General features: G+C 70.3%; 29 protein-coding genes, 1 tRNA gene and 1 pseudogene. 9 read left to right on the top strand and 22 right to left on the bottom strand.

Annotated features, from left to right (window positions below; genetic code table 11):
- Positions 1 to 4 precede the first annotated feature (4 nt).
- The 18 genes and pseudogenes from AB0M18_RS27700 to AB0M18_RS27785 form a co-directional block, all read right to left on the bottom strand.
- Positions 5 to 193, bottom strand: coding sequence for a helix-turn-helix domain-containing protein (locus AB0M18_RS27700; RefSeq protein WP_365762612.1), 189 nt, complete (start codon positions 191 to 193; stop codon positions 5 to 7).
- A 101-nt stretch (positions 194 to 294) separates the two neighbouring features.
- A complete protein-coding gene (locus AB0M18_RS27705) occupies positions 295 to 1,692 on the bottom strand; it encodes a phage/plasmid primase, P4 family (protein WP_365762614.1) in 1,398 nt (465 codons plus the stop codon).
- Between the two features lie 286 nt (positions 1,693 to 1,978).
- Positions 1,979 to 2,875, bottom strand: a complete 897-nt coding sequence (locus AB0M18_RS27710) for a DNA primase (protein WP_365762616.1) — start codon at positions 2,873 to 2,875, stop codon at positions 1,979 to 1,981.
- Positions 2,876 to 2,961: 86 nt separating this feature from the next.
- Entirely contained in the window at positions 2,962 to 3,243 is a 282-nt protein-coding gene (locus tag AB0M18_RS27715; protein WP_365762618.1) for a hypothetical protein, read from the bottom strand.
- An 18-nt stretch (positions 3,244 to 3,261) separates the two neighbouring features.
- Positions 3,262 to 3,537, bottom strand: coding sequence for a hypothetical protein (locus AB0M18_RS27720; protein ID WP_365762620.1), 276 nt, complete (start codon positions 3,535 to 3,537; stop codon positions 3,262 to 3,264).
- 8 nt (positions 3,538 to 3,545) lie between these two features.
- Positions 3,546 to 3,734, bottom strand: coding sequence for a hypothetical protein (locus AB0M18_RS27725; protein ID WP_365762622.1), 189 nt, complete (start codon positions 3,732 to 3,734; stop codon positions 3,546 to 3,548).
- Between the two features lie 161 nt (positions 3,735 to 3,895).
- Positions 3,896 to 4,138: a hypothetical protein gene (locus AB0M18_RS27730; RefSeq protein ID WP_365762624.1), complete on the bottom strand. Its 243-nt coding sequence runs from the start codon at positions 4,136 to 4,138 to the stop codon at positions 3,896 to 3,898.
- Between the two features lie 151 nt (positions 4,139 to 4,289).
- Complete coding sequence (locus AB0M18_RS27735; RefSeq protein ID WP_365762626.1) at positions 4,290 to 6,368, bottom strand: cell division protein FtsK; 2,079 nt, start codon at positions 6,366 to 6,368, stop codon at positions 4,290 to 4,292.
- 93 nt (positions 6,369 to 6,461) lie between these two features.
- Positions 6,462 to 6,671: a DUF6257 family protein gene (locus AB0M18_RS27740; protein ID WP_365762628.1), complete on the bottom strand. Its 210-nt coding sequence runs from the start codon at positions 6,669 to 6,671 to the stop codon at positions 6,462 to 6,464.
- Positions 6,672 to 6,751: 80 nt separating this feature from the next.
- Positions 6,752 to 6,949, bottom strand: coding sequence for a hypothetical protein (locus tag AB0M18_RS27745; protein WP_365762631.1), 198 nt, complete (start codon positions 6,947 to 6,949; stop codon positions 6,752 to 6,754).
- Entirely contained in the window at positions 6,949 to 7,332 is a 384-nt protein-coding gene (locus AB0M18_RS27750) for a DUF6251 family protein (RefSeq protein WP_365762633.1), read from the bottom strand. Before AB0M18_RS27750 ends, AB0M18_RS27745 begins: the two co-directional genes overlap by 1 nt.
- 25 nt (positions 7,333 to 7,357) lie before the next feature.
- Complete coding sequence (locus tag AB0M18_RS27755; protein ID WP_365762728.1) at positions 7,358 to 7,522, bottom strand: hypothetical protein; 165 nt, start codon at positions 7,520 to 7,522, stop codon at positions 7,358 to 7,360.
- A gap of 23 nt (positions 7,523 to 7,545) precedes the next feature.
- Positions 7,546 to 8,019, bottom strand: coding sequence for a hypothetical protein (locus tag AB0M18_RS27760; protein ID WP_365762730.1), 474 nt, complete (start codon positions 8,017 to 8,019; stop codon positions 7,546 to 7,548).
- A gap of 1 nt (position 8,020) precedes the next feature.
- Positions 8,021 to 8,386 (bottom strand): annotated as a pseudogene (locus AB0M18_RS27765) (DNA cytosine methyltransferase); the annotation flags it as partial.
- A 47-nt stretch (positions 8,387 to 8,433) separates the two neighbouring features.
- The gene (locus tag AB0M18_RS27770; RefSeq protein WP_365762635.1) at positions 8,434 to 9,588 is read right to left on the bottom strand and encodes a conjugal transfer protein; all 1,155 of its coding nucleotides are present in this window, start codon (positions 9,586 to 9,588) and stop codon (positions 8,434 to 8,436) included.
- Positions 9,585 to 9,863, bottom strand: coding sequence for a hypothetical protein (locus tag AB0M18_RS27775; protein ID WP_365762637.1), 279 nt, complete (start codon positions 9,861 to 9,863; stop codon positions 9,585 to 9,587). Before AB0M18_RS27775 ends, AB0M18_RS27770 begins: the two co-directional genes overlap by 4 nt.
- Positions 9,863 to 10,033, bottom strand: coding sequence for a hypothetical protein (locus AB0M18_RS27780; protein WP_365762639.1), 171 nt, complete (start codon positions 10,031 to 10,033; stop codon positions 9,863 to 9,865). The genes AB0M18_RS27775 and AB0M18_RS27780 overlap by 1 nt, the downstream gene beginning before the upstream one ends.
- Complete coding sequence (locus tag AB0M18_RS27785; RefSeq protein ID WP_365762641.1) at positions 10,030 to 10,296, bottom strand: DUF6284 family protein; 267 nt, start codon at positions 10,294 to 10,296, stop codon at positions 10,030 to 10,032. Before AB0M18_RS27785 ends, AB0M18_RS27780 begins: the two co-directional genes overlap by 4 nt.
- 633 nt (positions 10,297 to 10,929) lie before the next feature.
- Here AB0M18_RS27785 and AB0M18_RS27790 point away from each other — a divergent pair.
- A complete protein-coding gene (locus AB0M18_RS27790; protein WP_365762643.1) occupies positions 10,930 to 11,700 on the top strand; it encodes a helix-turn-helix domain-containing protein in 771 nt (256 codons plus the stop codon).
- Entirely contained in the window at positions 11,697 to 12,170 is a 474-nt protein-coding gene (locus AB0M18_RS27795) for an NUDIX domain-containing protein (RefSeq protein ID WP_365762645.1), read from the top strand. Before AB0M18_RS27790 ends, AB0M18_RS27795 begins: the two co-directional genes overlap by 4 nt.
- Here AB0M18_RS27795 and AB0M18_RS27800 read toward each other — a convergent pair.
- The 3 genes from AB0M18_RS27800 to AB0M18_RS27810 all read right to left on the bottom strand — a co-directional run bounded on the left by AB0M18_RS27800 (position 12,158) and on the right by AB0M18_RS27810 (position 14,713).
- Complete coding sequence (locus AB0M18_RS27800) at positions 12,158 to 12,727, bottom strand: HD domain-containing protein (protein WP_365762647.1); 570 nt, start codon at positions 12,725 to 12,727, stop codon at positions 12,158 to 12,160. The two genes, AB0M18_RS27795 and AB0M18_RS27800, sit on opposite strands and share 13 nt — an antisense overlap.
- An 11-nt stretch (positions 12,728 to 12,738) precedes the next feature.
- Positions 12,739 to 13,182, bottom strand: a complete 444-nt coding sequence (locus tag AB0M18_RS27805) for a winged helix-turn-helix domain-containing protein (protein WP_365762649.1) — start codon at positions 13,180 to 13,182, stop codon at positions 12,739 to 12,741.
- A 232-nt stretch (positions 13,183 to 13,414) separates the two neighbouring features.
- Complete coding sequence (locus AB0M18_RS27810; protein WP_365762651.1) at positions 13,415 to 14,713, bottom strand: helix-turn-helix transcriptional regulator; 1,299 nt, start codon at positions 14,711 to 14,713, stop codon at positions 13,415 to 13,417.
- 1,083 nt (positions 14,714 to 15,796) lie between these two features.
- Between AB0M18_RS27810 and AB0M18_RS27815 the strand changes: the two genes are divergently transcribed.
- Positions 15,797 to 15,887 (top strand) — tRNA-Ser (locus AB0M18_RS27815).
- 522 nt (positions 15,888 to 16,409) lie between these two features.
- On the opposite strand, the gene AB0M18_RS27820 is transcribed toward AB0M18_RS27815, so the two are convergent.
- Entirely contained in the window at positions 16,410 to 17,288 is an 879-nt protein-coding gene (locus AB0M18_RS27820; RefSeq protein ID WP_365762653.1) for a bifunctional DNA primase/polymerase, read from the bottom strand.
- Between the two features lie 381 nt (positions 17,289 to 17,669).
- On the opposite strand from AB0M18_RS27820, the gene AB0M18_RS27825 reads away from it, so the two are divergent.
- The 6 genes from AB0M18_RS27825 to AB0M18_RS27850 all read left to right on the top strand — a co-directional run bounded on the left by AB0M18_RS27825 (position 17,670) and on the right by AB0M18_RS27850 (position 22,984).
- A complete protein-coding gene (locus tag AB0M18_RS27825; RefSeq protein WP_265861292.1) occupies positions 17,670 to 17,975 on the top strand; it encodes a hypothetical protein in 306 nt (101 codons plus the stop codon).
- 286 nt (positions 17,976 to 18,261) lie between these two features.
- Positions 18,262 to 19,440, top strand: coding sequence for an acyl-CoA dehydrogenase family protein (locus tag AB0M18_RS27830; RefSeq protein ID WP_365762655.1), 1,179 nt, complete (start codon positions 18,262 to 18,264; stop codon positions 19,438 to 19,440).
- On the top strand, positions 19,437 to 20,420 hold the full coding sequence (locus tag AB0M18_RS27835; protein WP_365762658.1) for a bifunctional MaoC family dehydratase N-terminal/OB-fold nucleic acid binding domain-containing protein: 984 nt from the start codon (positions 19,437 to 19,439) through the stop codon (positions 20,418 to 20,420). Before AB0M18_RS27830 ends, AB0M18_RS27835 begins: the two co-directional genes overlap by 4 nt.
- Position 20,421: 1 nt before the next feature.
- Entirely contained in the window at positions 20,422 to 21,432 is a 1,011-nt protein-coding gene (locus tag AB0M18_RS27840; protein WP_365762660.1) for an acyl-CoA dehydrogenase family protein, read from the top strand.
- Positions 21,432 to 21,821 carry a MaoC family dehydratase gene (locus tag AB0M18_RS27845; protein WP_365762662.1) on the top strand — a complete coding sequence of 130 codons (390 nt, stop codon included), beginning with the start codon at positions 21,432 to 21,434 and terminating at the stop codon, positions 21,819 to 21,821. Before AB0M18_RS27840 ends, AB0M18_RS27845 begins: the two co-directional genes overlap by 1 nt.
- The gene (locus AB0M18_RS27850; RefSeq protein ID WP_365762664.1) at positions 21,818 to 22,984 is read left to right on the top strand and encodes a lipid-transfer protein; all 1,167 of its coding nucleotides are present in this window, start codon (positions 21,818 to 21,820) and stop codon (positions 22,982 to 22,984) included. The genes AB0M18_RS27845 and AB0M18_RS27850 overlap by 4 nt, the downstream gene beginning before the upstream one ends.
- Positions 22,985 to 22,987 lie beyond the last annotated feature (3 nt).

The raw sequence follows: 22,987 nt of genomic DNA on the forward strand, positions 1-22,987 counted from the left end.
TGGATCAGGCGGCGGCTTCCTCGCACTGGGACAGCCAGGCGTCCAGGTCCGAACGCCGAACGCGGAGCTGTCCGTTGGGGAGCTTGATCAGGCGCGGCCCCTTACTGCGGGCGCGCATCCGGTAGAAGGCGGCTCGGCTCATGTCGAGCTCGGCCAGAACCTCGGGGAGCTTGAGCATCGGCTGACGTGCCACGGGACTCCTCAGAGAAAGTTGGCGTGACATTGCTCTGAGTCGCGACTCATCGCGACTCAGAGCCGGGTTTCGGGGTCTTGAGTCGCGATGAGTCGCGACTCTCAGGAATGTGGCTCCGACGCGTTGAGCGTGATCCCGGCGTAGGTGGCGACCTGCCGGCCGTACGCATCGCGGGGCCGGGTGCGGTGGAGCTGGGGGACGACGGAGAGCAGGTTGCGGCCGAAGAGCTGCTTGGTGCCGATGGACTTCACGCCGTTGTCCTCGGCCCACTCCCGCCATGCGGCCCAGAGGATGTCCACGGGGACTTCGCGGGTGGGGCCGGTGGTGCAGCGCTCGCGGACGAACGCGGACGTGGGCGAAGCGGTGTCCTGCATGGTCATGACCGCGTCCTGCGAGGAAGCCGGTTCGGTGATCCGGCCGGTGCGCTGGAGGCGGATGAGGCCGTCGAGGGCCCAGTTGATGATGCCGGGCATCTCGGCGGCGAGCTTCTCCGTCAGGCCGGTGTCTTCCTTGCCGAGCCAGGAGACGGTCATGTTGAGGACGATGAAGCGGCGGGCGATGACGCCGGAGGAGTCGCCGAAGTTCGGCAGTTCGTTGGTGAGGACCATGAGCCGGGTGGGCAGCTTGCCCGTCCAGGGCTCGCGGTACTTCCGGTCGATGTCGATGGTGTCCTCGCCGGAGATGGTCAGCAGCCGCTCGACCACCTGCCCGCCGTCGCCGGACAGTCGGGCGTCGGAGATGACGGCGAGCGGCTTGCCGATGAGGGTGGAGAGCCCGAAGTTTGTGCCGAGACCGGCGAGGGTCGGCCCGGCCAGGTTCTCCTTGCCGACCAGTTCCTTCAGGATGCGGGCGATGGTGCCCTTTCCGGAGCGGGACGGGCCCTTCATCAGGAGAATCTTCTGCTGGTCGGTGCGGCCGGAGAGCACGTAGCCGAACCACTCCTGAAGGGCGGCGATGGACTCGGGGTCGTCCGGCCAGATCCCCGCCAGGAACGCCTCCCAGGCGGGGGCGGTCGCGTCGGGGTCGTAGTCGTACGGCACGGACACCAGGTTGAAGAACCCGGGCCCGTGGGGCAGCAACTCGCGGTCCCGGATGCGCAGCAGCCCGTTGCGGCACGCCACGATCGGGCTTGTGTCGTGCTTGCCGCGCTCGTGGTCGATCCACGCGGGGGCGTCGGTGTCAGTGGGCAGGAAGGTGATGGCGCTCAGCGCGTCGAGCAGGTTGCTGATTTTCGTCTTCGTCGGCGCCCACTCCCGCACCTCCCGCACCCCGGCTTTGTCGACGCCGGCGCAGAACGTGGCGTGCTCCAGGCGCTCGTAGAGTCCGGCGCGCATCTGCTGCTCGTCGTACTCCCGCCAACAAGTGCCCGTCCACTGCATCCACGACCCGCGCCACCGGCGCAGCCGCAGGCGGCCGTCCCCGGTATGCCAGTCGGGCACGATCCGCCGGGCGACGGCGAGCGGGTTGGACGGCGCGGGCAGTTCCTCCTCGGCGCTCACGCGGCGGTCCTCCCCTCGGACTGGAGCGGGCACGGGGTGCGGTGAGCGGTGTGAGCAGCGACCAGCGCGGCCACGGCGCGCTCGCCGCGCGCGGTCTCGTAGCGGCCACACGAGCAGAACGACGACGCGCTCGGCGACCCGCCCCGCGAGGTGGGGGCGGAGATCCGGAGCAACCCGACCACGCGGGGCCCGGTGGCTGGCTGCGGGTCAGAACCAGAAAGGACGCCTTCGGCGACGCCCTTCGGGGCGCCCACCGCCCGCAGCGGCCGGGGTCGGTTCGCGGCGGTCACGTCGTCGCTCCCAGGGCGAGGCCGTTGGCGACGGCGCGGCGCGCGTACGGCTCGGGTACGCCGACGCAGACGGCCGCGTCCACGAGGTGCTCGCCGAGCGTCTCCAGGCCGCACGGGCCGGGGCAGGCGGTGTGCTGCTTGGCGAGGAACGCGGCGGCCCCGTAGGCGGCCGTCCCGGCGCCCTGGTCGGGGTGGACCCTGATGTTGTCCAGGCCCCGGCTCAGGCCGGTCAGGACGTAGCGCTCGGTGTGGCGGCAGCCGGTGGCCACCGACCGGTCCCACCGGGCGCGGGTGGTCGAAGAGTCCACCCCCGCGCGGGGCCGGGTGGTTTCTTCCCTCTCCACCAGCGCGCGGACGACGGGCGGCAGGAGGGTCATGGTGCCGGTGCCGGGGCCGAGCCATCGGGCGTACTGCATCCGGGACTTGATGTCGATGCTGTCCCGGACGTGGTTGGCGGAGCGCATCACGCCCCGGTAGACCCAGTGCTCGCCGCGCGTCGTGGGCACGGTGCGGGTCGGCGGCAGGGTGGCGCGGGCCCAGTCGACGGCGTCGGCGTCGTCGAGGTCGACCACGGTCACTCCGGCGCCGCCGGGGTGGTAGGCGACGGCCCCGGCGCGGCGCCATGCGGCCGCCCATGGGCCGGAGGCGAGCACGGTGGGGTCGAGGGTGGCGGCGGCCCAGCCGTGGCACGGGCGCGGGCACAGGCACGGGCCGGGGGTCTTCATGTTCGGCCGCCCGCCGCATGCGTTGTCGGCGCAGTCGGGGCAGTTGCCGAACGGGCGCTTGTCGGCGCTCAGCGGCAGCACCGGCAGCCCGCCGGTCGCGAGTGTGAGCGCGAGGTCGAGCAGGGGGCCGGGCCGGGCGTCTCGCCGGACCGGGGTGGCATGGGTCATGCTGGATGTCTCCAGTTCTCTTGGGAGTGCTGGCAGATGAGGGCGGCCCCGGTTCTTGGCGGAATGGGGGGCCGCCCTTGGCGTTGCTAGAACGGCGGCTCGTCGCTGTAGCCGTTGCCCCACGGGTCGACGTGGGGCCGGTGGCGGCGCGGGACCTTGGGGAGCGGGAGCAGGACCCAGGAGCGGTCCTCGTTCCAGCAGGGGCACGGGTCCCACTCGGTGCCGGCGTACTCGCCGGTCTCGGAGTCGCCGTAGTCGTAGGCGTGTCCGCCCTCGCCCCGGCACTCGGCGCAGTTCGGGCGGGGCGTGTCGGTCAGGATCAGGGCCGGGCGGGGCCACGTGGTCCAGCGGATGCGGAGTCGGGGCACGGGGTCTCTTTCTGGTTGCTAGTCGCGGGGGAAGGTGACGGCCATGGCGCAGCCGCTCATGCGCTTGCCGGCGGCGGCGTGGGCGTCCTCGTGGGCGGCGTCCTTGACCTGGTCGCACACCAGGACGCCGGTGGGGGTCAGGGTCCAGCCGCTGCGCTCGTCGAAACCGCTGTCGACGGCGCACTCGATGGCCTCGCCGGGGCTGTCGTAGTGCGGGGTGAAACCCTCGTCGTGGGCGCTGTTGCCGCACAGGTCGCACACGGCGACGTAGCAGGAGACGCGTCGGGTGGCCAAGGCTGCTCCTACAGGTTGCGGACGGCGTCGAGGACGGCGTTGGCGAGCTGGTTGATGGGCTCGGCGGCGCCGGTGGAGGCGAGGAAGAAGCCGAACATGACGGCGATGAACGCGGAGCCGTAGCTGAGGCTGTTGGAGCGCAGGAGGAAGAACAGGACGAGTCCGAAGAGGAAGACCAGGGATATGGTCACGGCCATGCTGGTTACTCCTTGGCGGTTGGTCGGGGTGGCTGGGTAGGCTGCGCGGGTCTCGGGTGCTGACAAGCTCGGGGCATGGCCGACGGCTGCGTCCGCCTGGCTCCAGCTAGGAGCGGGGTACGTCTGATGACGGGCGCCGTCGGCCGCTTTCGTGTCCGGGGTCAGCGGGTGCCGGCGTGGTGGACGGCGCGGCTGTGGTTGTGCAGGCGGCGGCCGATCCGCAGGCGCTTGCCGCGGCCCTTGCAGCGGCGGCAGGGCTTGTCGCGCTTGGGGCGGTCCTTGCGGTCGAGGACGACCTTGTAGCCGAGTCCGCGGCACTTGCGGCAGTCAGCGAACGGCGACGCCATGCACAACAGTGCGTAACCGGCGAGGGCGAGCAGGACGAGCAGGCTAGCGAGGGCCATGGAGGGGCCTCCTTGCGTCTCAGGGGCGGTTTCCAGGGGTTTTCGCAGGTGGGCCGCTAGACGCTAGTGCGCAGGTCAGCGGCTCGATTGGGTGCTAGCGGGAGTGCTAGACCTAGCAGGCACGGGTGCTAGGTCTAGCAGTGCTGCTGAGTCAGGCCGCGTCCCGTTCCGCCTTACGCTGCGTGATGGCTGCGGTGATGGCGGAGCGGTCGACGCCGCGCCGGTTGGCGCCCTTGCCGTCGTCGGTGGTGCCCCAGACCTGGCCCGGCTTGATGCCGAACGGCTTGAGAGCGGCGGTGACGTTCTCGCCCTTCCACCCGGCGTAGGTGTCGGGGCGCCGCTCGGCCAGACGGGCGGCGATCCGCTCGCACCACACCGCCTTCTCGTCCTCGGCGATGGTGTCGAGGACGTCGGCGAGGATGTCGGTCCCGGCGGCCTTGTCGGGGCCCTTGCCGATGGCGTGGCCGGTGATGTTGCCGTACTCCTCGCGGACCTGGCGGGCGCGGGCTACGACCTGCTCGGCGGCGACGGCGTCGACGAACGCGGACGCGACGATGCGGGGGTCGTCTCCCTCGCCGGCCATCCAGCAGATGCCGCGGTCGGAGCGGGAGAACATCGTGGCCCGGTATCCGGCCTTGTAGGCGCCGGTGCCGAGGACCATGTCGTTGGCGGTGTGGCCCATGACCTTCAGGCAGAACCGCAGGACGGCGTTGGCGGAGATGCCGGTCGGCAGGGACTTGGCGTCGGGGCGCTGGGTGCCGAACATGCCGACGATGCCGAGCGCGGGACCGCGCTTGGTGATGTCGACGCAGATCTCCTCGATCTCGGCCCCGTACTTGTCGTGCTCGAAGGGGACCTGGCACTCGTCGAACCCGGCGATGATCGGGTGCAGCCCGAGGCTCTTGTCGTTCGCCAGCTCGGGGGTGACCTTCGACTCCGGGCAGCGGGAGCGGGGCAGGGACTTGATGACCTTCGCCCGGCGCCGCAGCTCCTCGCGCAGCTCTCGCAGGGAGGCGACGACGTATTCGATGTCCTCGTCGTCCTCGCCGGCGCGGTAGCGGTGGCAGACCGGCTCCAGGGCGCCGAAGTCGCCGGTGCCCTTGAAGTCGTACGCGTGGATCTCCGCGCGCGGGTCTAGGGCGGCGATCAGCAGGAGCAGCCGCATGAGGAAGGTCTTGCCCATGCGGGGGATGGAGCCGACAACGACCGAGGCGAACATGAGCGTCACCGACACGTCCCGCATGCGCTGGTCGTTGCCGAAGACGACCGGCTTGAACAGGTCGACCGTGCCCGTCTTCAGTAGCGGCCAGGCGGGCTTGGTGGTCTCGTTCATCGGCTTGTCCCCGACCCACAGGATCAGGCGGCCCTCGTGCTCGGCCGGGTCGGGCGAGGGCCACACGCAGCCGGTCTTGCGGCGCAGACCGGACGCGAGGGGCTTGCGGGCATCCATGATGTCCTCGGGCGTCACGCCGTAGGGAAGGTCGAGGTCGGCGCGGTATCCGGGCCCGTCCCGCACGATCTCCGAGACGAACCGCAGGCCGTTCATGTCGCCGCCCTTCTTGATGGCGGCGGAGATCTTCGCGTTGCCGATCGAGTCCAGACCGCGCAGCACGATCGACCCGGTGAGCTTCTGGACCTCGGTCTTCAGCACCGCCGGACCCACGACCGGGGCATCCGGCTGCTGACCGGCCAGGCCGAGCAGCAGCACCCCGCCGGCGGCGAACGCGTACAGGAACGCGGGGGCCATGACGTAGAGCCAGAGGCCGAAGCCGGTGCCGAACACGGCGGCCACGACGGTGACCAGACCGCGCAGCCGCACGCGCCCGGCCCGCAGCCGGGACAAGCGCATGTACTCCTCGACGTCCTCGGTCCGCACCGCGTAGTCCCGCAGCGGGGCCGCTTCGCGGTCCCACACCCACCGGTTCGTGGAGGCGACGAACCGGCAGGCTCCGCGCGGCGCCATCAGGGCCAGCCGCCCGGCATACACCGGGATCCGCACCCCGTGGAACAGGGCGGCGTAGCCGAGGTTCGCCCCGGTGTGGCGGGCGGTCGCAAGGAAGTCGCGCCGGTTGGTGAGCCACCCGGCGAGCACGGGCTTGCGCTTCTCGATCGTGACCTTCGGGTCGGGCAGGTTCGGGTTGTCGACGGCCACGGGGGCGGTGGGCGTCTCGTCGTCGGGCTCGATGTCGGGGACAGGACGCAGGTGCGCGGCCGTGGGCGTCTCGGTCATGCTGGTCTCCTGCTGCTGCTCGATACGGGGTAGTGGTGCAGAGGCCCGGGGCGGCCGGTGTGCTTGGCGGCTGTCGGCCACCCCGGGACACAGCTACTTGCGGTCCTTCTTGGCGTTCTTCTCGGCGCGGTCGCGGGCGCCGTCGACGATCCGCTCGAACTTCCGCTCCAGGTCGGAACGGTCGGCGTTCTCACCGGCCAGGCACCGCTTGGCCATACGGGCCACGGTCCAGCCGAGCCGGGCGGTCTCGCCGGCGGTGAGCTTGGGGAAGTCCTGCTCGGAGGTCTTCTTGTTGCTGGCCACGACGGGACCCCTTTCCGGGGCCGGGACTGTCCCGACTCCCCGCCCGCCCCAACCCGATGGGTGGGGCGGACAGGCAGGCGTCAGTCCTGCGTGTAGTCGACGGAGTCGGCGAGGATCGCCATGGCCACGGCCCGGCCGTTGGCTCCGGCTTCGGCGACGAGCCGGTCGGCGGGCTTGGTGTTGCCGCGGGCGAGCGCGCGGCCGGCGGCGGCGACCTCTTCCGGGGCGGGGGTACGCGGTTCGGACGGGGTGGACGTCTTCCGGCTGAACAGGCCCATCACTTTCCCTTCCGGCCCCGGCGGGCCTTGCCGATGGCGGCGGCGGCCTGCTGGCCGTCCTTGCCGCCGATGCTGCGGACGACGGTGACCACGCCCCACGAGAGGACGGCGGCGAGGAACGCGAGCAGGGCCAGGTTCGCGGCGATCGCGGTCAGCGCGCCGACCAGCAGCGGGCCGAAGTACACGCCTCCGGCGACCGCGCCGGCGCCGATGCCGGAGCCGAGCGCGATCCGCTGCACGGTGCGGTCCGGCGGCGCCTGGTGGATGTGCTGGTGGACCACCTGCGGCGCCCCGGGCTGGAACGTCGCAGGCAGGTGGTCGGCGTAGGTGTAGGTGCCGTCCGGGAGCTGCACCACCCGGACGGGCTCGGGGAGGTTGTTCATGTGGTTCACGTCCTTTCGTGGCTGCTCAGGCGGCGAGGGAGGGCGTGCCGATGGTGGGTTCGGTGCGGGCGAGCATGGCCCTGAGGGCGGCTTCGGCCTGTTGCGGGACGACCCCGTTGCCCAGTGCCTTGAGTTGCTGGGTGCGGGTGAGGTCGGGCACGTTCACGACGTGGCCGGCGGGCAGGCCCATGAGCCATTCGACGAACGGCGGGTTCAGTCGATGTCGATCGTCAGTTGCTCGTGGTGCAGTGCGTCCGAGGACGGCTTCCCAGCGGGCGACGGCGGGGAGGAAACGGCCCCACGCAGCGTCGGGTTGCCCCGGCTGTACGTCGGACTCGATCGGTCCCCGTCCGCCGCCACCGGCGTGGGCAGCAGGTGCACCACCGCCGACGGAAGAGCCAGGTCCCCCTTCGAGCCCCGCTGGTTCGGGCCGCCCTTCTCGCCGTCCGACGCCCGGGGGGGCGGCAGGAGCGTCACCGTGTGCCGCAGGTTCATCCCGCCCCGGCCGGCGTGGCCCGGGCCGGTCGCCTCCGACGCGGTCGGTGTCGGCAGCAGGGCCACCACGTTCGGCAAGGCGTCCTCGAAGCCCTTCCTGCGGCTGTCCCGGGCCCTGGGGGTCGGCAGGCCGGGCGAGGAGGAAGAGGCGGCGTCGGTCGTGGGCAGCGCCGACCTCCGACGCGCGTACAACGCACCACTCCGCATCGAACCCGAGGCGGGCAAGGTCGGCGAGGACGTCGGCAAACCCCAGTCGAAGGTGGTTTGCGACGTTCTCAAAGACCGCGTAGCGGGGTCGTAGAACGCGAAGGGCGTTCGCGATGTACGGCCAGATGTGCCGCTCATCAGTGGTTCCTTTCCGCTTGCCTGCCAGCGAGAACGGCTGGCACGGATACCCGCCGCACAGGACGTCCACCGGCGCCACGTCGGCCCAGTCGACGGCGGTGATGTCGCCGAGGTTCGGCACCTGGGGGTGGTGGTGGGTCAGGATGCGGGCCGCCCCGGGGTCGTTGTCCGCGACCCACGTGAGCGACCCGCCCATGACGGCCTGGACGGCCATGTCCAGACCGCCGTAACCGGTACACACCGAGCCGATCCGCAGCCCGCTCACGCGGCGCCCGTCCGCTCGGCCTTCAGGGTGTCGCGCAGCCACCGGCCGTTCGCCGGCGACGTGCGCAGGGCCTTGCGCAGCCGGTCACCGGTCAGGTGCTCGATGGGCCACGACTCGGTGAACTGCCGCGCCTCTGCCAGCAACTCTCCCTTGCTGCGGCGCGGCTGGACCGACTTCGCGGATTCGGGCACCCGGCGGGTCACCCGACGCGGGGCCGACTGCTCGGCCGCGACCGCCCGGACCACCGCCGGACCGGTCGACTCGACCGGCTCGGTGACGGCGGGCGGGGTGGACTCTTCACCCTCGAACAGGTCATACGACCACGGCTCGGCCGGGGCGGGTTCCAGGGCGGGAACGGCCTGCTCAGAGGTAGACCGTTCCATCATGGTCTGGGTCGATTCCTCCGGGTTTGCGGGGTGGATCGGTCGGGTGGACCGATCCACCTCCAGCTCCACCGTCACCGGCTCCGGCCCGGCGACCGGACCGGCCGAAAGCTCCGGCGCGGTCGGGGTGATGGAGTACATGGCGGCGAGGGCCGCGGTCGCGCCGTCGGTGAGCTGGGTGCGCTGGACGTCGAGCAGCCGCTCGCCGAGGGCGAGGTCACCGGCTCTGACCTTCCGCGCGAGCTTCCACGACGTGAGGTCCGACTTGCGCCGGACCTTGTCGTCGGGGTGGTTCGCGGCGCGGGCCCGGTGGTAGGCGAGGGCCTGGACGACCTCGGCGGCCCGACGCTCGGCTTCGGCATCCCGGCCGTCGCGGTAGACCACGATCCGCCGCGCCAGAAACGCAGCGCCCTCGGCCGACGCGGTCATGCCCAGCGGGGTCAGCGCGTAGATGACCATCTCGCCCGGCGTGGCGGCGGCCATCGCCGACATCGCCGACGCGGCGGCGGGAAGAGCCCACAACCCCGCCCGGATCACCAGCGGCGCGGACTGACCCAGCAGCGTCAGCCCGAGCAGCACGACCGCGAGAACCGCGGTGGCGCCCTCGCCGGCCGCGACCGCACCCACCGCCGTGCCCGAGCCGTAAGCGGCCTTGATGTTGGTGAAGGTGCCGAACGCGCCGGCGCCGCCCGTGGCGAGCATCGGCACGAACGCAACCCCAAGCACCCACTGCTGCACCCGGGACAGAGGCTTGCCCGTGGCGCTCATCCCTCGCCCTCCCGCTCCTCGAAGACGAACGGGGTGTAGGTGACGGGATTGCGTGCCGTCCAGCGCCGGATGTCCTCGATGGTGTCGTCCAGCACCCCGGGGTAGCGCAGCAGCGCGTGCAGGGCGATCCGCACGTCCGACGAGCGGGCCCGCAGCAGGCTGTAGTGCTCTCGCTGGTCCGCCCGGTCGATCGACGGCATCGGCACGTCCAGCGCTTCGACGATCGCCGCCAGCAGCTCGGCGACGTCACCGTGGAACTCAATGCGCTCGCTCATCACTCGCTCTCCCCGTTCTTGTGGGCCAGGTAGAGCAGCCGGGCGACGGCGATGACACCGAGGGCGGCGATGGCGCCGGCGTAGTGGACGTCCCGGCGGCCGGTGATCAGCCCCAGGACCTCCACGGCGACGCACAGGGCGAGCAGAGCCCAGAAGGTGAGGCGGTTCACGCGGCACCGCCCGACAGCGCCACGCCGGCGCGGTTGGTCAGGTCCCGGAGGGCCGCCAGCACCCGGTTGCGGTGCCGGCGCAGCCGCCGCTCGTCCAGCTCGGTGACCGGACGGTCCAGCAGGGAGATCTCCACGCCGAGCAGGTCGACCTCCGCCAGGATCAGCGGCATCTCCTGCTCAATCGCGTCCAGCTCCGCGTCCGTCGGCTCACCGTCGAACGGGATGGCCGTAACAACGGCCTGAAGTGCAGCGATGGACCTCATTGGGTCGTGCTCCCTTCGTAGCAAGGGGGTAGGAACGGCCCGAACCGAGCCCTCGGTGTTCCAGCACCGGGGGCTCACGCCGTTAGAACCAGGGGACTTCTCCGGCTCCCCACCGCCCCGCCCGTACAGCCCCAGAGGGACCGGACGGGCGAGGGAGGCAACCGGCCGCAGCCGAACGGCTGCGAAGGATGGGGAAGTGCTAGGCGGCCCCAGCGGGGCCCGTGATCTTTGCCCTTGTCTCACCGCACGTGTGAATCACTTGTCCGCCCTGTAGGGGCGGCATGGGAGAAGGTGCTTGCTGCTCGTGCGGCAGGGCCTGCGGCTTGTCGCAGATGCCTGTCGTTCTGATCTCACTGTTCAGTTCTCAAGCCAGCAGTCGCTTCCATCGAGCCGACCCGCCTAATGCGGAGCCCTCCGGGCGTGAGGTACATGTAGTACCTGTTCCTCAGGATGGGGTGGATGGTTCGCGACGTCAAGTCCTTCGGTTCTTTCGACTTCGCGCGTCCGCCCCGCTGAGGTACCTAAAGCGTGGCTTGATCAGGCACGACGATGAACCCCGTGCTTGCCCAACTCCCGGACGTCTTCGCTACGGTGAAGTCGTCCCAAGTCGTCCCTCAGGGGGGAGTGCACGGCATGGCCAATGAACGGTTGCGCGGCGCGATCGTCGAGAGCGGCATGACGCTCGATCAGATTGCGGAGCGACTGGGGGTGTCGGCGAAGACCGTGGAGCGCTGGGTCAATGAGCCCAAGCGCCAGCCGTACCGCCGGTACAAGTACGCGACGGCATCGCTTCTCGGGCGCGAGGTGTCCTTCCTCTGGCCGGAAGAGCGGACGTCGGCGGAGGTGACTGAGGCAGGCAATGCCGAGTTGGTCCAGCTCTACCCGCACCGCTCGGTCGTGCCGAACCGGCTTTGGCCGCAGCTCTACGCCGGCGCCAAGCGGCACTTCGACGTGCTGGTCTACTCAGGCTTCTGGCTTACCGAGGACGCTGCGTTCCATCAGGTGGTGAAAGAGAAGTCGGCCGATGGCTTACGGATCCGATTCATGCTCGGTGACCCCGACTCGGCCGCCGTCGCCGTGCGCGGCGAGGACGAGGGCATCGGCGGTGCGATGGCGAGCAAGATTCGCAATGCGCTGGTGAACTACGCGCCGCTGTTCAGGCTTCCTGGAGTGGAGTTCCGGCTACACTCCACCACCCTCTACAACTCGATCTACCGTGCCGATGACGTGATGCTGGCGAACGGACACCTGTACGGCGTCGGCGCCTACATGGCGCCGGTGCTGCACCTTCAGCGCGTCCCCGGAGGAGAGCTGTTCGACGCCTACGCGGAGAGCGTCGAACGCGTCTGGGAGAGCGCTCGCCCCATCTCCTCGCCCACCGACCTGCGAGGATCGGACGCATGAGCAGGATCGACTACTTCCGCGACCCAAAGGCGCCAAAGGCCAACTCGGTGGTGCCGTCCGTGACGGTCGTGGTCCGCGACGAGCGTGGGCACCTCCTCCTGATCCACAAGACGGACAACGACCTGTGGGCACTTCCCGGCGGCGGCCACGATATCGGGGAGCGGATCGGCGATACGGCCGTGCGTGAGGTCGAGGAAGAGACCGGGATTCGCGTCGAGGTCGACAACATCGTCGGGCTCTACACCGACCCTGATCACGTCCTCGCCTACGACGACGGAGAGGTGCGACAACAGTTCTCTATCTGCTTCCGGGCCCGCCCGGTCGGGGGCGCTCTCCGGACCAGCAGTGAATCGAAGGAGGTCCGCTGGGTGGACCCGGCGGACCTCGATGGCTTGGACATTCACCCGTCCATGCGGCTCCGCATCGCGCACGGCCTGGACGAGACCCGACGGGAGCCCTACATCGGTTGAGCGCTGGCCGCGGCGGAAGCCATCCGGAGCTCTACGCGCTCGTTCGCGGCGTAGATCTCCGGCGCAGCCCGCTGGATGAAACGGCCGACGATCGTGTCCGGCCCGTACCGCTGCACGATCTCGTCCAGCCGGGCCGCCGGCGTCGTGTGCTCGCCGTCCGGCGTCGTCGTCATGTCGGAGACGATGAGCGCGTCCACCAGCTCCGGCCGCTCCAGGGCGAACTCGGACTCCAGCTCGTGCCGGAGCCCCCGCTCCTCGGCCTCCAGGAGCGCGCAGGAGTGATGGGCCACGAGCCGCACAACCCGGTCGTCGGCACCCTCCTGGTCGCGGAGGAACCGCGCGCCGTCGAGCGGGTGGAAGCCCGTGGTGGCGATGGAGGGGGAATAACCGACGTCGTGCAGGACGGCCGCGGCCTCCAACAGTTCAGCGTCCTGGCCGAGGATCGGGCTCAGGGAACGGGCCCGCTTGGCGACTCCAAGGGAGTGCGCCCAGCGGCGCGGCAGCGGTTCGGACAGCATCGATTCAGAGAGCGAGTACGCCCACTCGGTAAGCCCCATGGGTGCCAAGGCTACGTATCCTCCAGGTTCGTCGGGAGAGCGCGAACGGTGCGGCCCTTGCCGTGGACCGTGGCGAGCAGGCCGGTTCCCTCCATCTGAGCGAGGGCGCGCCGGACCGCCGTACGCGAGGCGCCGAAGCGTTCGCACAGCTTCGACTCCGACGGGTAGGCGTCGCCCACCGTCAGCGACTCTTCCGTGATCAGATCGGTCATGCGGTCGATGAGCGGCCTGATGGGCTTGCTGGACACTCGCCAGCCGGCGCCGGGGACGGAGGTGACGAGCTTCTCCGCCTCCAACGTCTTGAGCGCGCGCCGGATGGTGTTGCGCGAGACATCGTGCGTCCGCATGAGAGCGGCTTCGGACGGTAGTGCGTCTCCGTCCAGCCCCTCCTCGATGTCCTTTCGCAGCGCATCGGCGATGAGCAGATAGGTTCCGCGCGGGCTGGCCTCCGGCACGGCACCCCCTTTCGTGAGCGTCGGTTGCTGCCAGGGTCGCACGTGGCGGTCACGGGGTAGGCAGGTAGCGCCGGAGCTGTTCCGTACGCCTTTGCGGCCTTCGTGATCGTGGTCTCAGCTCCAGTATCAAATCCCCGTCGTTCCGGGTCCGTCTGTGACCGTTCGCCAATGATCGACTGAGAGGCTGGTCAATGGATTCGAGCCTGAAGCACGCGAGTTCCTGACGGTGGGTTTAGTCGGGAGGGGACAAGTCGATTGTCGCGGGCTGCCTAGCCGGACCAGTGCCAGGAATGGATGAGAGATTGATTAGGATCTGCGTCTGCGGTTCCAGATTCAGCGTGACACTTCCGTTGGCGTCTGCCCGCTTGCTCAAGAGCTCGTAGGTGTGGGGTGGGAGTGCGAGTCGCTCTTGTCGCGCGTCACCTCCTACGCCAAAGCTCAATCTAAGCGGACGAGCATTAGTGTTTCCACGCCCCGGCATGCGTGGTCGGCGAAGGGTGGGAAACAGGACCGCGTAGAAGTCGGCGAATCGGCGTACATGGTCGCGGCCCGCGCCACTAAGCTGCAGACCAGGGAGTCCTCGGAAGTCCCGTCGGCGGACGAGGGAGGGGGGAAGAGCGGACGCTGACTGTGGGTTTGCGAGGAGAGCGGTTAGAACCCAAGGTCCATCCGTGCCGTAGGCATCCGCATCTGAGAGGTCGATCAACGCTTGCCATCCCTCGGATAGCTGGGCACTCCGATGGAATCGCTCAATATGGTCCGGAATCAAGAGCAGGTCTCTGTTGAATAAATCTGCCCACGTCTCGACGGCTGAATGTGCGCGCTGTTGTCGAGATGGATCCGGGTCGTACTGTGCAATGATTTCTTCCCTTCGCATTCGCAGGTACTTGTGGCGAAGTTCCTGAAGCGAATACGAAAGCAATCGACGGATCCTCTGTGCGGGACGTCCGTAGAGCGTGGCGAGCTCGGCGATCTCTGCGTCATCTGCCGCCGGACCCGTCCAAAGGCCGGGCGGGTATACATAACTCTCTGCCAGCCGCCAGATCAGCTGGACCGATCTCCTTCGCCGCGCCCTTACTGCGGGGATATTGCTTACTGCCTTATCGAGATCGTTGTGCGAGATGCGTAGGGCGGCGGCAACGTCGTCAAGGAATCGCGGCTTTCGTGCGGGAACTATGCCTTGCACCTCGAAGCGTCGGTAGGACTTCGGCGACACTCCAACGACCGAGAGGATGTCCTGCGCACGCAGTCCGCTCGCGCGGCGCACGTCAGCCACGCCCCATGTCTCGCGATCCTCTTGCTGCATCAGTAGCTCAGGCTCCACGCGGAGAGCGCCGGCCAGTGCAAGGACTCGTTGGGGGTCTGGCGTGTGGCGACCGTGCTCATAGTCCAAGATCTGCGACTTACTGGCCCCAACCATGGCACCGAGTGCCTCAGCGCTGAGGGGGCGTGGGACCCCTTCCCCATCCGCGTAGCTGGCGCGCAGGGTGCGTAGGGCTTCCGGGTCGAAGCGAGTCAGGCCGCGTGCCATGTCTCTCCCTGCTGGCCAAGCCCCTCAAGGGACTGATTTAGGGGCACGTACACTGGACACGTCAGAGCTTGTCTCCAGTGGACAACAAGCGCTGAACTGGGCATCATCGTAAAACAGTGGCCCAACCGCTGGATGCGCCAGCGGAAATGCGCGACTTTGTAGTCCGCAGCGAGCACCCTTGCACTCGTGCAAGGAGCGCCTCTGCAACTAAGAGTGGCCCCGTACCCCTTTGGCTAGCTAGACCAAGAACAGGGGTACGAGGCCGGCGTAGGGAGCTTCGGTTCCGCGAGACCCCCTGTTGCAGCAGGGGGTCTTCGTCATTACAGGTCCTGCAGCAGGCGACGCATGAGCTCAGCGAGCCCCTGCAATGTCAGCCAACCCAGGGCCCGCTTGACGAACTTGCGGTACCGGTCCTCCCCGCCCGAGGGCGGGGTAGCTTCCATGCGCGACACCTCCCTTCTCGGAGCGGTCGGCTCCGATCGGATGCGCCGACCGAGAACCACTCGAATGGAGGTGCTGACCATGAACTCTACCGGGTCCGGAGAGACGTGGCGGGCGGCTCCTCGGTGCTCCGCGTCAACTGGCGTGACGTCAACAAGAAGTGACGGCAGAACGGGAGCCGGCCCGAAGGCATCGGCCCGCTAGCTACTCGCGAGTTTCCCCCAGTTTCCTTGGTGCGACTTGGTGGTACCCGCCCCGGGTGCACACTCCAAACCCCCTCATCAGGGGGGCCATTCTCGGTGCCATGCCGCTTCGTCGGTCTCGGCAGGTGGCGCTTTGCGGGACGCCCAGAATCTGGTGGCCAGCTGGCCCGGCCGATTGGTCTGCACCAGTTAAGGGGCCCTCTCGCTGAACGTGGAGTGATGCACACCACATTGGCACTTGACGGGGTGTCGAGGTATCGCCGGGCGCGCCTTCGGCTTTATGGACTAGCCGGAGCGTCGCTCCCGGACTCGGGTCCGTAGTCGAGGACACCCAGCCAGGTCGGTGGCACGCCATGCCTCCAAGGAGAGCGGTCAGCCCTCTGCGGGCCATGCGCGGGCCAGTGCTTGCTCTGAGCGCTCCGAACTCAAGAAAGAGGCAGGTGGGAAGGGTAATGGCGTCTGCGTGCCCACCGGCCTTGAAAACCGTCGAGGCAGCGATGTCTCCGTGGGTTCAAATCCCACACCCACCGCGCGAGATGCAGAACGGCCCCTGACCGGGACTTCCGGTCGGGGGCCGTTCTGCGCGCGTGCCGGGGCTGGAGCTCGTAGTCCTCCGTCAACGAGTCCCAGTCCAGGGCGTGGAAGACGGTGTGCGGGGTGTCCGGGGGCGGGAGGGTGGGTGGACCGGGGACGAGCGGAGGAGGGCCGTGCAGAGGACCGAGGGAGGTGCTCGACCGGGCCGAAGGCGCTGGCGGCGGGGGTGTCCTCGCGGGTCCGCGACTGCGGGATCAGGTGGACCGGAACCGTGGAAGGCGCGTTCGGCGCGGAGACGGGCGGCGGCGAGCAGCCTGTCGTTGATCGGGGCGCAGGGGGTAGCCCTCCAGGAACGTGCCGTACGTCGTGCGGAAGGAGACCTCCACGAGCTCGACGCGGCGGATGTTCGCGGGGGCGGTGAGGGTGTACTCGGCCAGAGGTACGGGGTGTTCGTGCTCTCCGTCGGGGAGGTGATCGAACGGTTCGCCGTTCGTGAGCGGTGCGTCGTTCGACTTCGTTCAGGGGCCGATCGTCGTCCGCGCCGTGATCGACGCCGCCGACGTCAGCGTCGCGCGGATCTCGGCCTCCGGCAGGCCGGTCGCCAGGGCCGCCTGGGTGAGGGCGGCCAGGAGCGGCGGGGGTGCGGGGGACTCGTAGGCGCGGCAGGCTGCCCAGAACAGGCGCGTGTTGCGCTGGCCTCGTGGGGAGGCGAGGACGAAGGCCGTGAGGGAGGCGGCGGAGGCGGTTCCGGTGCGGGCCGGGTGCGGGGGCGGGGGCTCCGGTGGGGCCGCCAGGGCCAGGAGGGGTGGCGGGCACGGGGCCGGTGAGAGGTGCTCCGTGCCCGGGGCCAGGCGGTACGTGCCGCGTGCGCTGAGCGAGCCCGGGCCGACCAGATAGCCGCCCGCGCCCCGGATGTCGACGCCGGGCGCGAGGCGGCTCGCCGAGTTCGGGACCACCGTGTCCGGCGGGCCCGTCAGCCAGAGGTGCCGGCCGCCGCCGGGGGTGAGGACCGTGACCGTGGGCGGGACGGCGAAATCGTGCCGCCGCGCCAGCGCGTCGAGCCCCGCCACCCCGTCCGGGCCGCCCTCCCGTACGTCCAGGTCCACCCCGATCAGCCGGTGCGGCGGACGCCCGCACGCGATCCCGTACCCCGTCGCCCACGGCGCCGCCGCGAACAGCGCCCGTACCGCCGCCGGATCCGTCGTCGCGTCGTACACACCGTGGCCCGGCCGGCCGCACTCGCCCCGGCAGGGCACTGGTTGCCGTTCGCCCCGGTGCGGAGAGCGGAGGGCCGGGAGCTTGGTGCGGGACAGGGGGATGACGGGGAGCCCGCGCTCCGCCGCCGTCAGGGCGTGCGCGAGAGCCAGGGCGGCGGTCTGCCGGGCAGAAGCGGCCATGGATTCATTTTCGTACACAAGTTCGATAAAGGGAAGAGGGAGCCGGCGATCCCGGGCTCGACCTGAAGGATCGAGGCGGTGGCGGGTGGATCGACCGGAACGATGCCGAAACGCTTCGTCACTTGCGACGCGCGGCCTCCTCGGCTCCACCCCGACTGAGCTGCGCCGTTCCTTTCGCTGAGGGGGTTTATCGACATGTCCTCACGCTTGCGAGGGAATCGACCACTCCGGGGTGGTTCGCCGGGGATTCGGTGGGCAACTCTGGTCTCGCGACGTCGAGCACAACGACCCGGGCGGTCGGCCAACTGCCCAGGTGAATGCAGTAGTTGACGCAGTTCAGAGCTTCACAGCCGCAGAGCTTCAGTTCCTGGAGGAACAGACATGGCAAGCATCCGTACCGCCCGCGTTCTCGCCGCTGCCGCCGCCCTGCCCCTCGCCGCCGCGCTGTTCACGGGGGTGGCCCAGGCCGACAACGGTGGATTCGCGAACGACGGATCGAATGCGAGCGTCGCCACGATCATCGGCAGCGGTGTCGGTGGCAACAACCACGGCAACTCCACCACCACCCAGCAGGTGGCGACCGGTTCCGGCGCCTCCAACCAGAACAACACCGCGAGCGTGAACGGCTCCGCCTTCACGCACATCGACCAGTCCAACGCGGTCGTCAACTTCTTCCCGTGGTGGTGACCGGCCCGACGGGGGGATGGTGACAGGGGGAATGACGGCAGGGTGAACGGCGGCCCGCACGGCGGTACTTCGGTACCGGCCGTGCGGGCCGCTCCCGTATGTCCGTGCTCCCGTATGTCCGTGCTCCCGTATGTCCGTGCGCGCGTGTGCCCGGTGGGTCCGGCGCGCCCTCGTCCGCCCCTATGTCTGCGTGCCCGTGGGTCCGCGCGCCGCGTGCTCCTTGACAGTGGTCCGTCGCCTGAAGGAATCTGACGGATAGTCAGAAACCTTACGAGAGGTCGTCGCCGTGCACCTCGCCCCGACCGAACGGCAGCTTCGGCTGCGCGCCGAGCTCCGCGCGTACTTCCGCGACGTGATGCCCGACGGCCCCCCACCCCCCGGCGGCGATGCCCCCGCCGCCCAGCGCGACCTGCTGCGTCGCATCGGCGCCGACGGATGGCTGGGGCTCGGCTGGCCCGAGGAGTACGGCGGGCAGGGCCGCGGGCCCGACGAGCAGTTCGTCTTCTTCGACGAGGCCTACCGGGCCGGCGCCCCCGTGTCCATGGTCACGCTCAACACCGTCGGCCCCACCCTCATGAAGTACGGGACCGAGGAACAGAAGGCCACCCTCCTCCCCCGCATCCTGCGCGGCGAGGCCGTCTTCGCCATCGGCTACAGCGAGCCCGAGGCCGGCACCGACCTCGCCTCGCTCCGTACCAAGGCCGTCCGGGACGGCGACTCCTGGGTGATCGACGGGCAGAAGATCTTCACCTCCAACGCCCAGAACGCCGACTGGATCTGGCTCGCCTGTCGCACCGCGCCCGACCCCGACACCCCGCGCCACCACGGCATCTCGATCATCCTCGTGCCCACCGACGCGCCGGGCTTCTCCTGGACCCCCATCGACACCGTCGGCGGGCTGACCACCACGGCCACCTACTACGACTCCGTGCGCGTCCCGGCCGGAAACCTCGTCGGGCCCGAGAACGGCGGCTGGGGACTCATCACCAACCAGCTCAACCATGAGCGGGTCGCCCTCGCCGCCATCGGCATGCAGGCCGAGGACTTCTACGATGCCGCCCTCCGCGCCGCCCGCACCCCCGACCCGGGCACCGGCCGCCGCCGGATCGACGAGCCCTGGGTACGGCTCCGGGCCGCCGAGGCGCACGCCCGGCTCGCCGCCACCCGGCTGCTCAACTGGCGCCTGGTCGCGGATGTGGGGGCCGGGCGGCTCGCAGCCGGCGACGCGAGCGGGGTGAAGTTCGCCGGCACCGAATCGGCCGTCGAGGTCTACCGCATGTGCCAGGAGATCGCCGGTCCGGCCGCCCTGGTCCGCACCGGCTCGCCGGGCGCCTTCGACGGCGGCGAGCTGGAGCGGATGAACCGGGCCGCCCAGATCAACACCTTCGGGGGAGGAGTGAGCGAGGTGCAGCGCGAGATCGTCGCCATGATGCGGCTCGGCATGAAGGGGAGGGGGCGGCGATGAGCCCGGAACCGGCGGATTCCCCAGCGGTGGATTCCCCAGCGACAGATTCCCCATCGGCGGATTCCCTGTACGAGGCGCTCAAGGTCTTCGAAGGGCGCACCACCTCCGCCGCCTCCGTCGGCAAGGACCCGGTCAACGAGCCGATGATCCGGCACTGGTGCGAGGCCATGGGCGACGCCCACCCCGCCTATCGCGGCCCCGACGCCGTCGCGCCGCCCACCATGCTCCAGGCGTGGACCATGGGCGGCCTCTCCGGACACCCCACGGACGGCGCCGGCCGCTCCAGCGCGTACGAGGAACTCTCCGCCCTCCTCGACGCGGCCGGCTGCACCTCGATCGTCGCCACCGACTGCGAGCAGGAGTACCTCCGTCCCCTCCGCCCCGGGGACACGATCACCTTCGACGCCGTCATCGAGTCCGTCTCGCCGCGCAAGACCACCAAGCTCGGCACCGGGCACTTCATCACCACCCGCATGGACATCCGCGCCGCCGGCGAACTCGCCGGCACGCACCGATTCCGCGTCCTCAAATACGCCCCCGCCCCCGCGCCCGCCCGACAGCAGTCCGAGCCGAAACCCCGGCGGCCCCGGCCCGTCGTCAACCGCGACAACGCCGGCTTCTGGGCGGGCGTCGCCGAACACCGCCTCCTCGTCCAGCGCTGCGCCGACTGCGCGACCCTCCGTTTCCCCTGGCTGCCCGGCTGCAACGCCTGCGGCTCGCGCGCCTGGGACACCGTCGAGGCGAGCGGCCGCGGGACGGTCTACTCGTACGTCGTCATGCACCACCCGCCCTTCCCCGCCTTCGACCCGCCCTACGCCGTCGCGCTCGTCGAACTCGCCGAAGGAGTCCGGATGATCGGCAACGTCATCGGCGTCCCGTACGACAAGGTCCGCATCGGCATGCCCGTCCGGATGGAGTTCGCGAAGGTGGACGAGGATCTCGAACTGCCCATGTGGCGAGCGGGAGTCGAGGAGGACTGACATGGACTTCGATCCCACCGAGGAGCAGGCCGCCGCCCGCGATCTCGCCGCGCGCGTCTTCGGCGACCTCGCCACCCACGAGCGGCTCGCGGCCGCCGGTACCGGCTCGGACGCCGAGCTGTGGAAGGCGCTGTGCGCGGCCGGGCTCGTCGAGGCCGTCGAGGAGACCGGGCTGCTCGGCCTGGTGCTGCTGGCCGAGGAGCAGGGGCGGACGACGGCGCAGGTGCCGTTCACGGCGAGCGCGGTGTACGGGCTGCTCGCCGTCGCCCGGCACGGCACGGAGGAGCAGCGCGCCCGGCTGCTGCCCGGGCTGCGGGCCGGTACGACGGTCGTGACCGGCGCCTTCCCGTCGTACGAAGGTCAGGGCGGCTGGATCCCGTGGCTGCGGGACGCCACCCACGTCCTGGTGCCCGACGAGACCCGTACCCTCCACCTCGTCCCGGTCCTCCCGGACGCCGTCGAGCCCGTCGAACTCACCGCGCCCTGGGCCGCCGGGCGTGCCCTGCTCCCGCCCGGCTCCGGGGAGCGGATCGGCGGCTCGGGACCGGAGGCGTACGAGGACGTGCTCGCCGCCGCCCGGATCGCCTTCGCCGGGCTCCAGGCGGGGGTCTGCGCCGGGTCGCTGGCGCGCGCCGTCGCGTACACCTCCGTACGCGAGCAGTTCGGGCGCCCGCTCTCCTCGAACCAGGGCGTCCAACTCCGTGCCGCCGACGCCTACATGGACACCGAGGCGATCCGGGTCACGGCTTACGAGGCGGCGTGGCGGTACGACGAGGGCCTGCCGGTCGCCGAGCACGCGCTGACCGCAGCCTGGTGGGCCGCCGAGGCGGGGAAGCGGGTCGTGCACGCCGGGCAGCATCTGCACGGCGGGACGGGCGCGGACCTCGACCACCCCGTCCACCGGCACTTCCTCTGGGGGCGGCAGCTCGACGCGTACCTGGGCTGCGGCACCGAACTCCTCGCCGAACTCGGCAACACGATCGCCAAGGGAGAGGGAGAGGGAGAGGCGTGATGACACCCGCACCCGGAGACGAGCTGGAACCGCTCACCATCCCCATCACCCGCACCCTCATCGTCGCCGGCGCCATCGCCTCCCGCGACTACCAGGACGTGCACCACGACGCCGAGCTGGCGAGGGAGAAGGGTTCCCCGGACATCTTCATGAACATCCTCACCACCAACGGCCTGGTCGGCCGCTACATCACCGACCGGCTCGGCCCGACCGCCGTGCTCCGCAAGGTCGCGATCCGGCTCGGCGCGCCCAACTACCCCGGCGACACGATGACGTTGACCGGGACCGTCACGGAGGTCGACGGCACCATGGTCCACCTGAAGGTCGTCGGGGCCAACAGCCTGGGCCACCACGTCACCGGCACCGTGACGGCGGAGGTCGCCCGATGAGCCTCCACTCCCCCGACGCGCTCGGCGGGCGCGCCGCCATCGCCGGCATCGGGGCCACCGAGTTCTCCAAGGACTCCGGCCGCAGCGAGCTCACCCTCGCCGTGGAGGCCGTGCACGCGGCCCTCGACGACGCCGGGCTCGTCCCCGCCGACGTGGACGGCCTGGTCACCTTCACCATGGACACCAGCCCCGAGATCACCGTCGCCCAGGCGGCCGGCATCGGCGAGCTGTCCTTCTTCTCCCGCGTCCATTACGGCGGGGGCGCGGCCTGCGCCACCGTGCAGCAGGCCGCCCTCGCCGTGGCCACCGGGATCGCCGAGGTCGTCGTCTGCTACCGGGCGTTCAACGAACGCTCGGGTCGCCGTTTCGGCTCCGGAGTGCAGCGGCGCGAGCCGTCCGCCGAGGGCGCGGCGCTCGGCTGGCAGCTGCCGTTCGGGCTGCTCACCCCGGCGTCCTGGGTCGCGATGACCGCACAGCGCTATCTGTACGCGTACGGGCTGACGCCGGAGGCCTTCGGACACGTGGCCGTGACCGACCGCCGCCACGCCGCGACGAACCCCGCCGCGTACTTCTTCGGCAAGCCGATCACCCTCGCCGACCATGCCGCCTCGCGCTGGATCGCCGAGCCGCTGCGGCTGCTCGACTGCTGCCAGGAGACCGACGGCGGGCAGGCGATCGTCGTCACCTCCGCCGAACGGGCCCGCGACCTGCGCCGTCCGCCGGCCGTGATCGTGGCCGCCGCCCAGGGCGCCGGGCGCAATCAGGAGGCGATGACGAGCTTCTACCGGGACGGGCTCACCGGCCTGCCCGAGATGGGCGTGGTGGCCCGGCAGCTCTGGCGGACCTCCGGGCTCGCGCCCGGCGACATCGACGTCGGCATCCTCTACGACCACTTCACGCCCTTCGTGCTGATGCAGCTGGAGGAGTTCGGCTTCTGCGGGCCGGGCGAGGCGGCGGACTTCGTGGCGGCGGGGGCGCTGCCCCTGAACACCCACGGCGGCCAGCTCGGCGAGGCGTATCTGCACGGCATGAACGGCATCGCGGAGGCCGTCCGGCAGGTGCGCGGGACCTCGGTGAACCAGGTCCCGGGGGCGTCCCGGACGTTGGTGACGGCCGGCACCGGCGTTCCCACATCCGGGTTGATCCTGGGCACGGACGGCTGACGA

The sequence above is a fragment of the Streptomyces sp. NPDC051909 genome, from assembly GCF_040681095.1.
Lineage (GTDB): Bacteria > Actinomycetota > Actinomycetes > Streptomycetales > Streptomycetaceae > Streptomyces.

Bases quoted from the DNA above. Each gene is read 5' to 3' on its own strand.
- AB0M18_RS27755 (WP_365762728.1), bottom strand. From the start codon at position 7,522: ATGGGCCTGCCCGCCGGCCACGTCGTGAACGTGCCCGACCTCACCCGC.
- AB0M18_RS27785 (WP_365762641.1), bottom strand. From the start codon at position 10,296: ATGAGGTCCATCGCTGCACTTCAGGCCGTTGTTACGGCCATCCCGTTC.
- AB0M18_RS27745 (WP_365762631.1), bottom strand. From the start codon at position 6,949: ATGGGCCTGTTCAGCCGGAAGACGTCCACCCCGTCCGAACCGCGTACC.
- AB0M18_RS27710 (WP_365762616.1), bottom strand. From the start codon at position 2,875: ATGACCCATGCCACCCCGGTCCGGCGAGACGCCCGGCCCGGCCCCCTG.
- AB0M18_RS27750 (WP_365762633.1), bottom strand. From the start codon at position 7,332: ATGAACAACCTCCCCGAGCCCGTCCGGGTGGTGCAGCTCCCGGACGGC.
- AB0M18_RS27840 (WP_365762660.1), top strand. From the start codon at position 20,422: ATGGACTTCGATCCCACCGAGGAGCAGGCCGCCGCCCGCGATCTCGCC.
- AB0M18_RS27775 (WP_365762637.1), bottom strand. From the start codon at position 9,863: ATGAGCGAGCGCATTGAGTTCCACGGTGACGTCGCCGAGCTGCTGGCG.
- AB0M18_RS27795 (WP_365762645.1), top strand. From the start codon at position 11,697: ATGAGCAGGATCGACTACTTCCGCGACCCAAAGGCGCCAAAGGCCAAC.
- AB0M18_RS27730 (WP_365762624.1), bottom strand. From the start codon at position 4,138: ATGGCCCTCGCTAGCCTGCTCGTCCTGCTCGCCCTCGCCGGTTACGCA.
- AB0M18_RS27800 (WP_365762647.1), bottom strand. From the start codon at position 12,727: ATGGGGCTTACCGAGTGGGCGTACTCGCTCTCTGAATCGATGCTGTCC.
- AB0M18_RS27810 (WP_365762651.1), bottom strand. From the start codon at position 14,713: ATGGCACGCGGCCTGACTCGCTTCGACCCGGAAGCCCTACGCACCCTG.
- AB0M18_RS27825 (WP_265861292.1), top strand. From the start codon at position 17,670: ATGGCAAGCATCCGTACCGCCCGCGTTCTCGCCGCTGCCGCCGCCCTG.
- AB0M18_RS27735 (WP_365762626.1), bottom strand. From the start codon at position 6,368: ATGACCGAGACGCCCACGGCCGCGCACCTGCGTCCTGTCCCCGACATC.
- AB0M18_RS27790 (WP_365762643.1), top strand. From the start codon at position 10,930: ATGGCCAATGAACGGTTGCGCGGCGCGATCGTCGAGAGCGGCATGACG.
- AB0M18_RS27850 (WP_365762664.1), top strand. From the start codon at position 21,818: ATGAGCCTCCACTCCCCCGACGCGCTCGGCGGGCGCGCCGCCATCGCC.
- AB0M18_RS27845 (WP_365762662.1), top strand. From the start codon at position 21,432: ATGACACCCGCACCCGGAGACGAGCTGGAACCGCTCACCATCCCCATC.
- AB0M18_RS27770 (WP_365762635.1), bottom strand. From the start codon at position 9,588: ATGAGCGCCACGGGCAAGCCTCTGTCCCGGGTGCAGCAGTGGGTGCTT.
- AB0M18_RS27820 (WP_365762653.1), bottom strand. From the start codon at position 17,288: ATGGCCGCTTCTGCCCGGCAGACCGCCGCCCTGGCTCTCGCGCACGCC.
- AB0M18_RS27725 (WP_365762622.1), bottom strand. From the start codon at position 3,734: ATGGCCGTGACCATATCCCTGGTCTTCCTCTTCGGACTCGTCCTGTTC.
- AB0M18_RS27835 (WP_365762658.1), top strand. From the start codon at position 19,437: ATGAGCCCGGAACCGGCGGATTCCCCAGCGGTGGATTCCCCAGCGACA.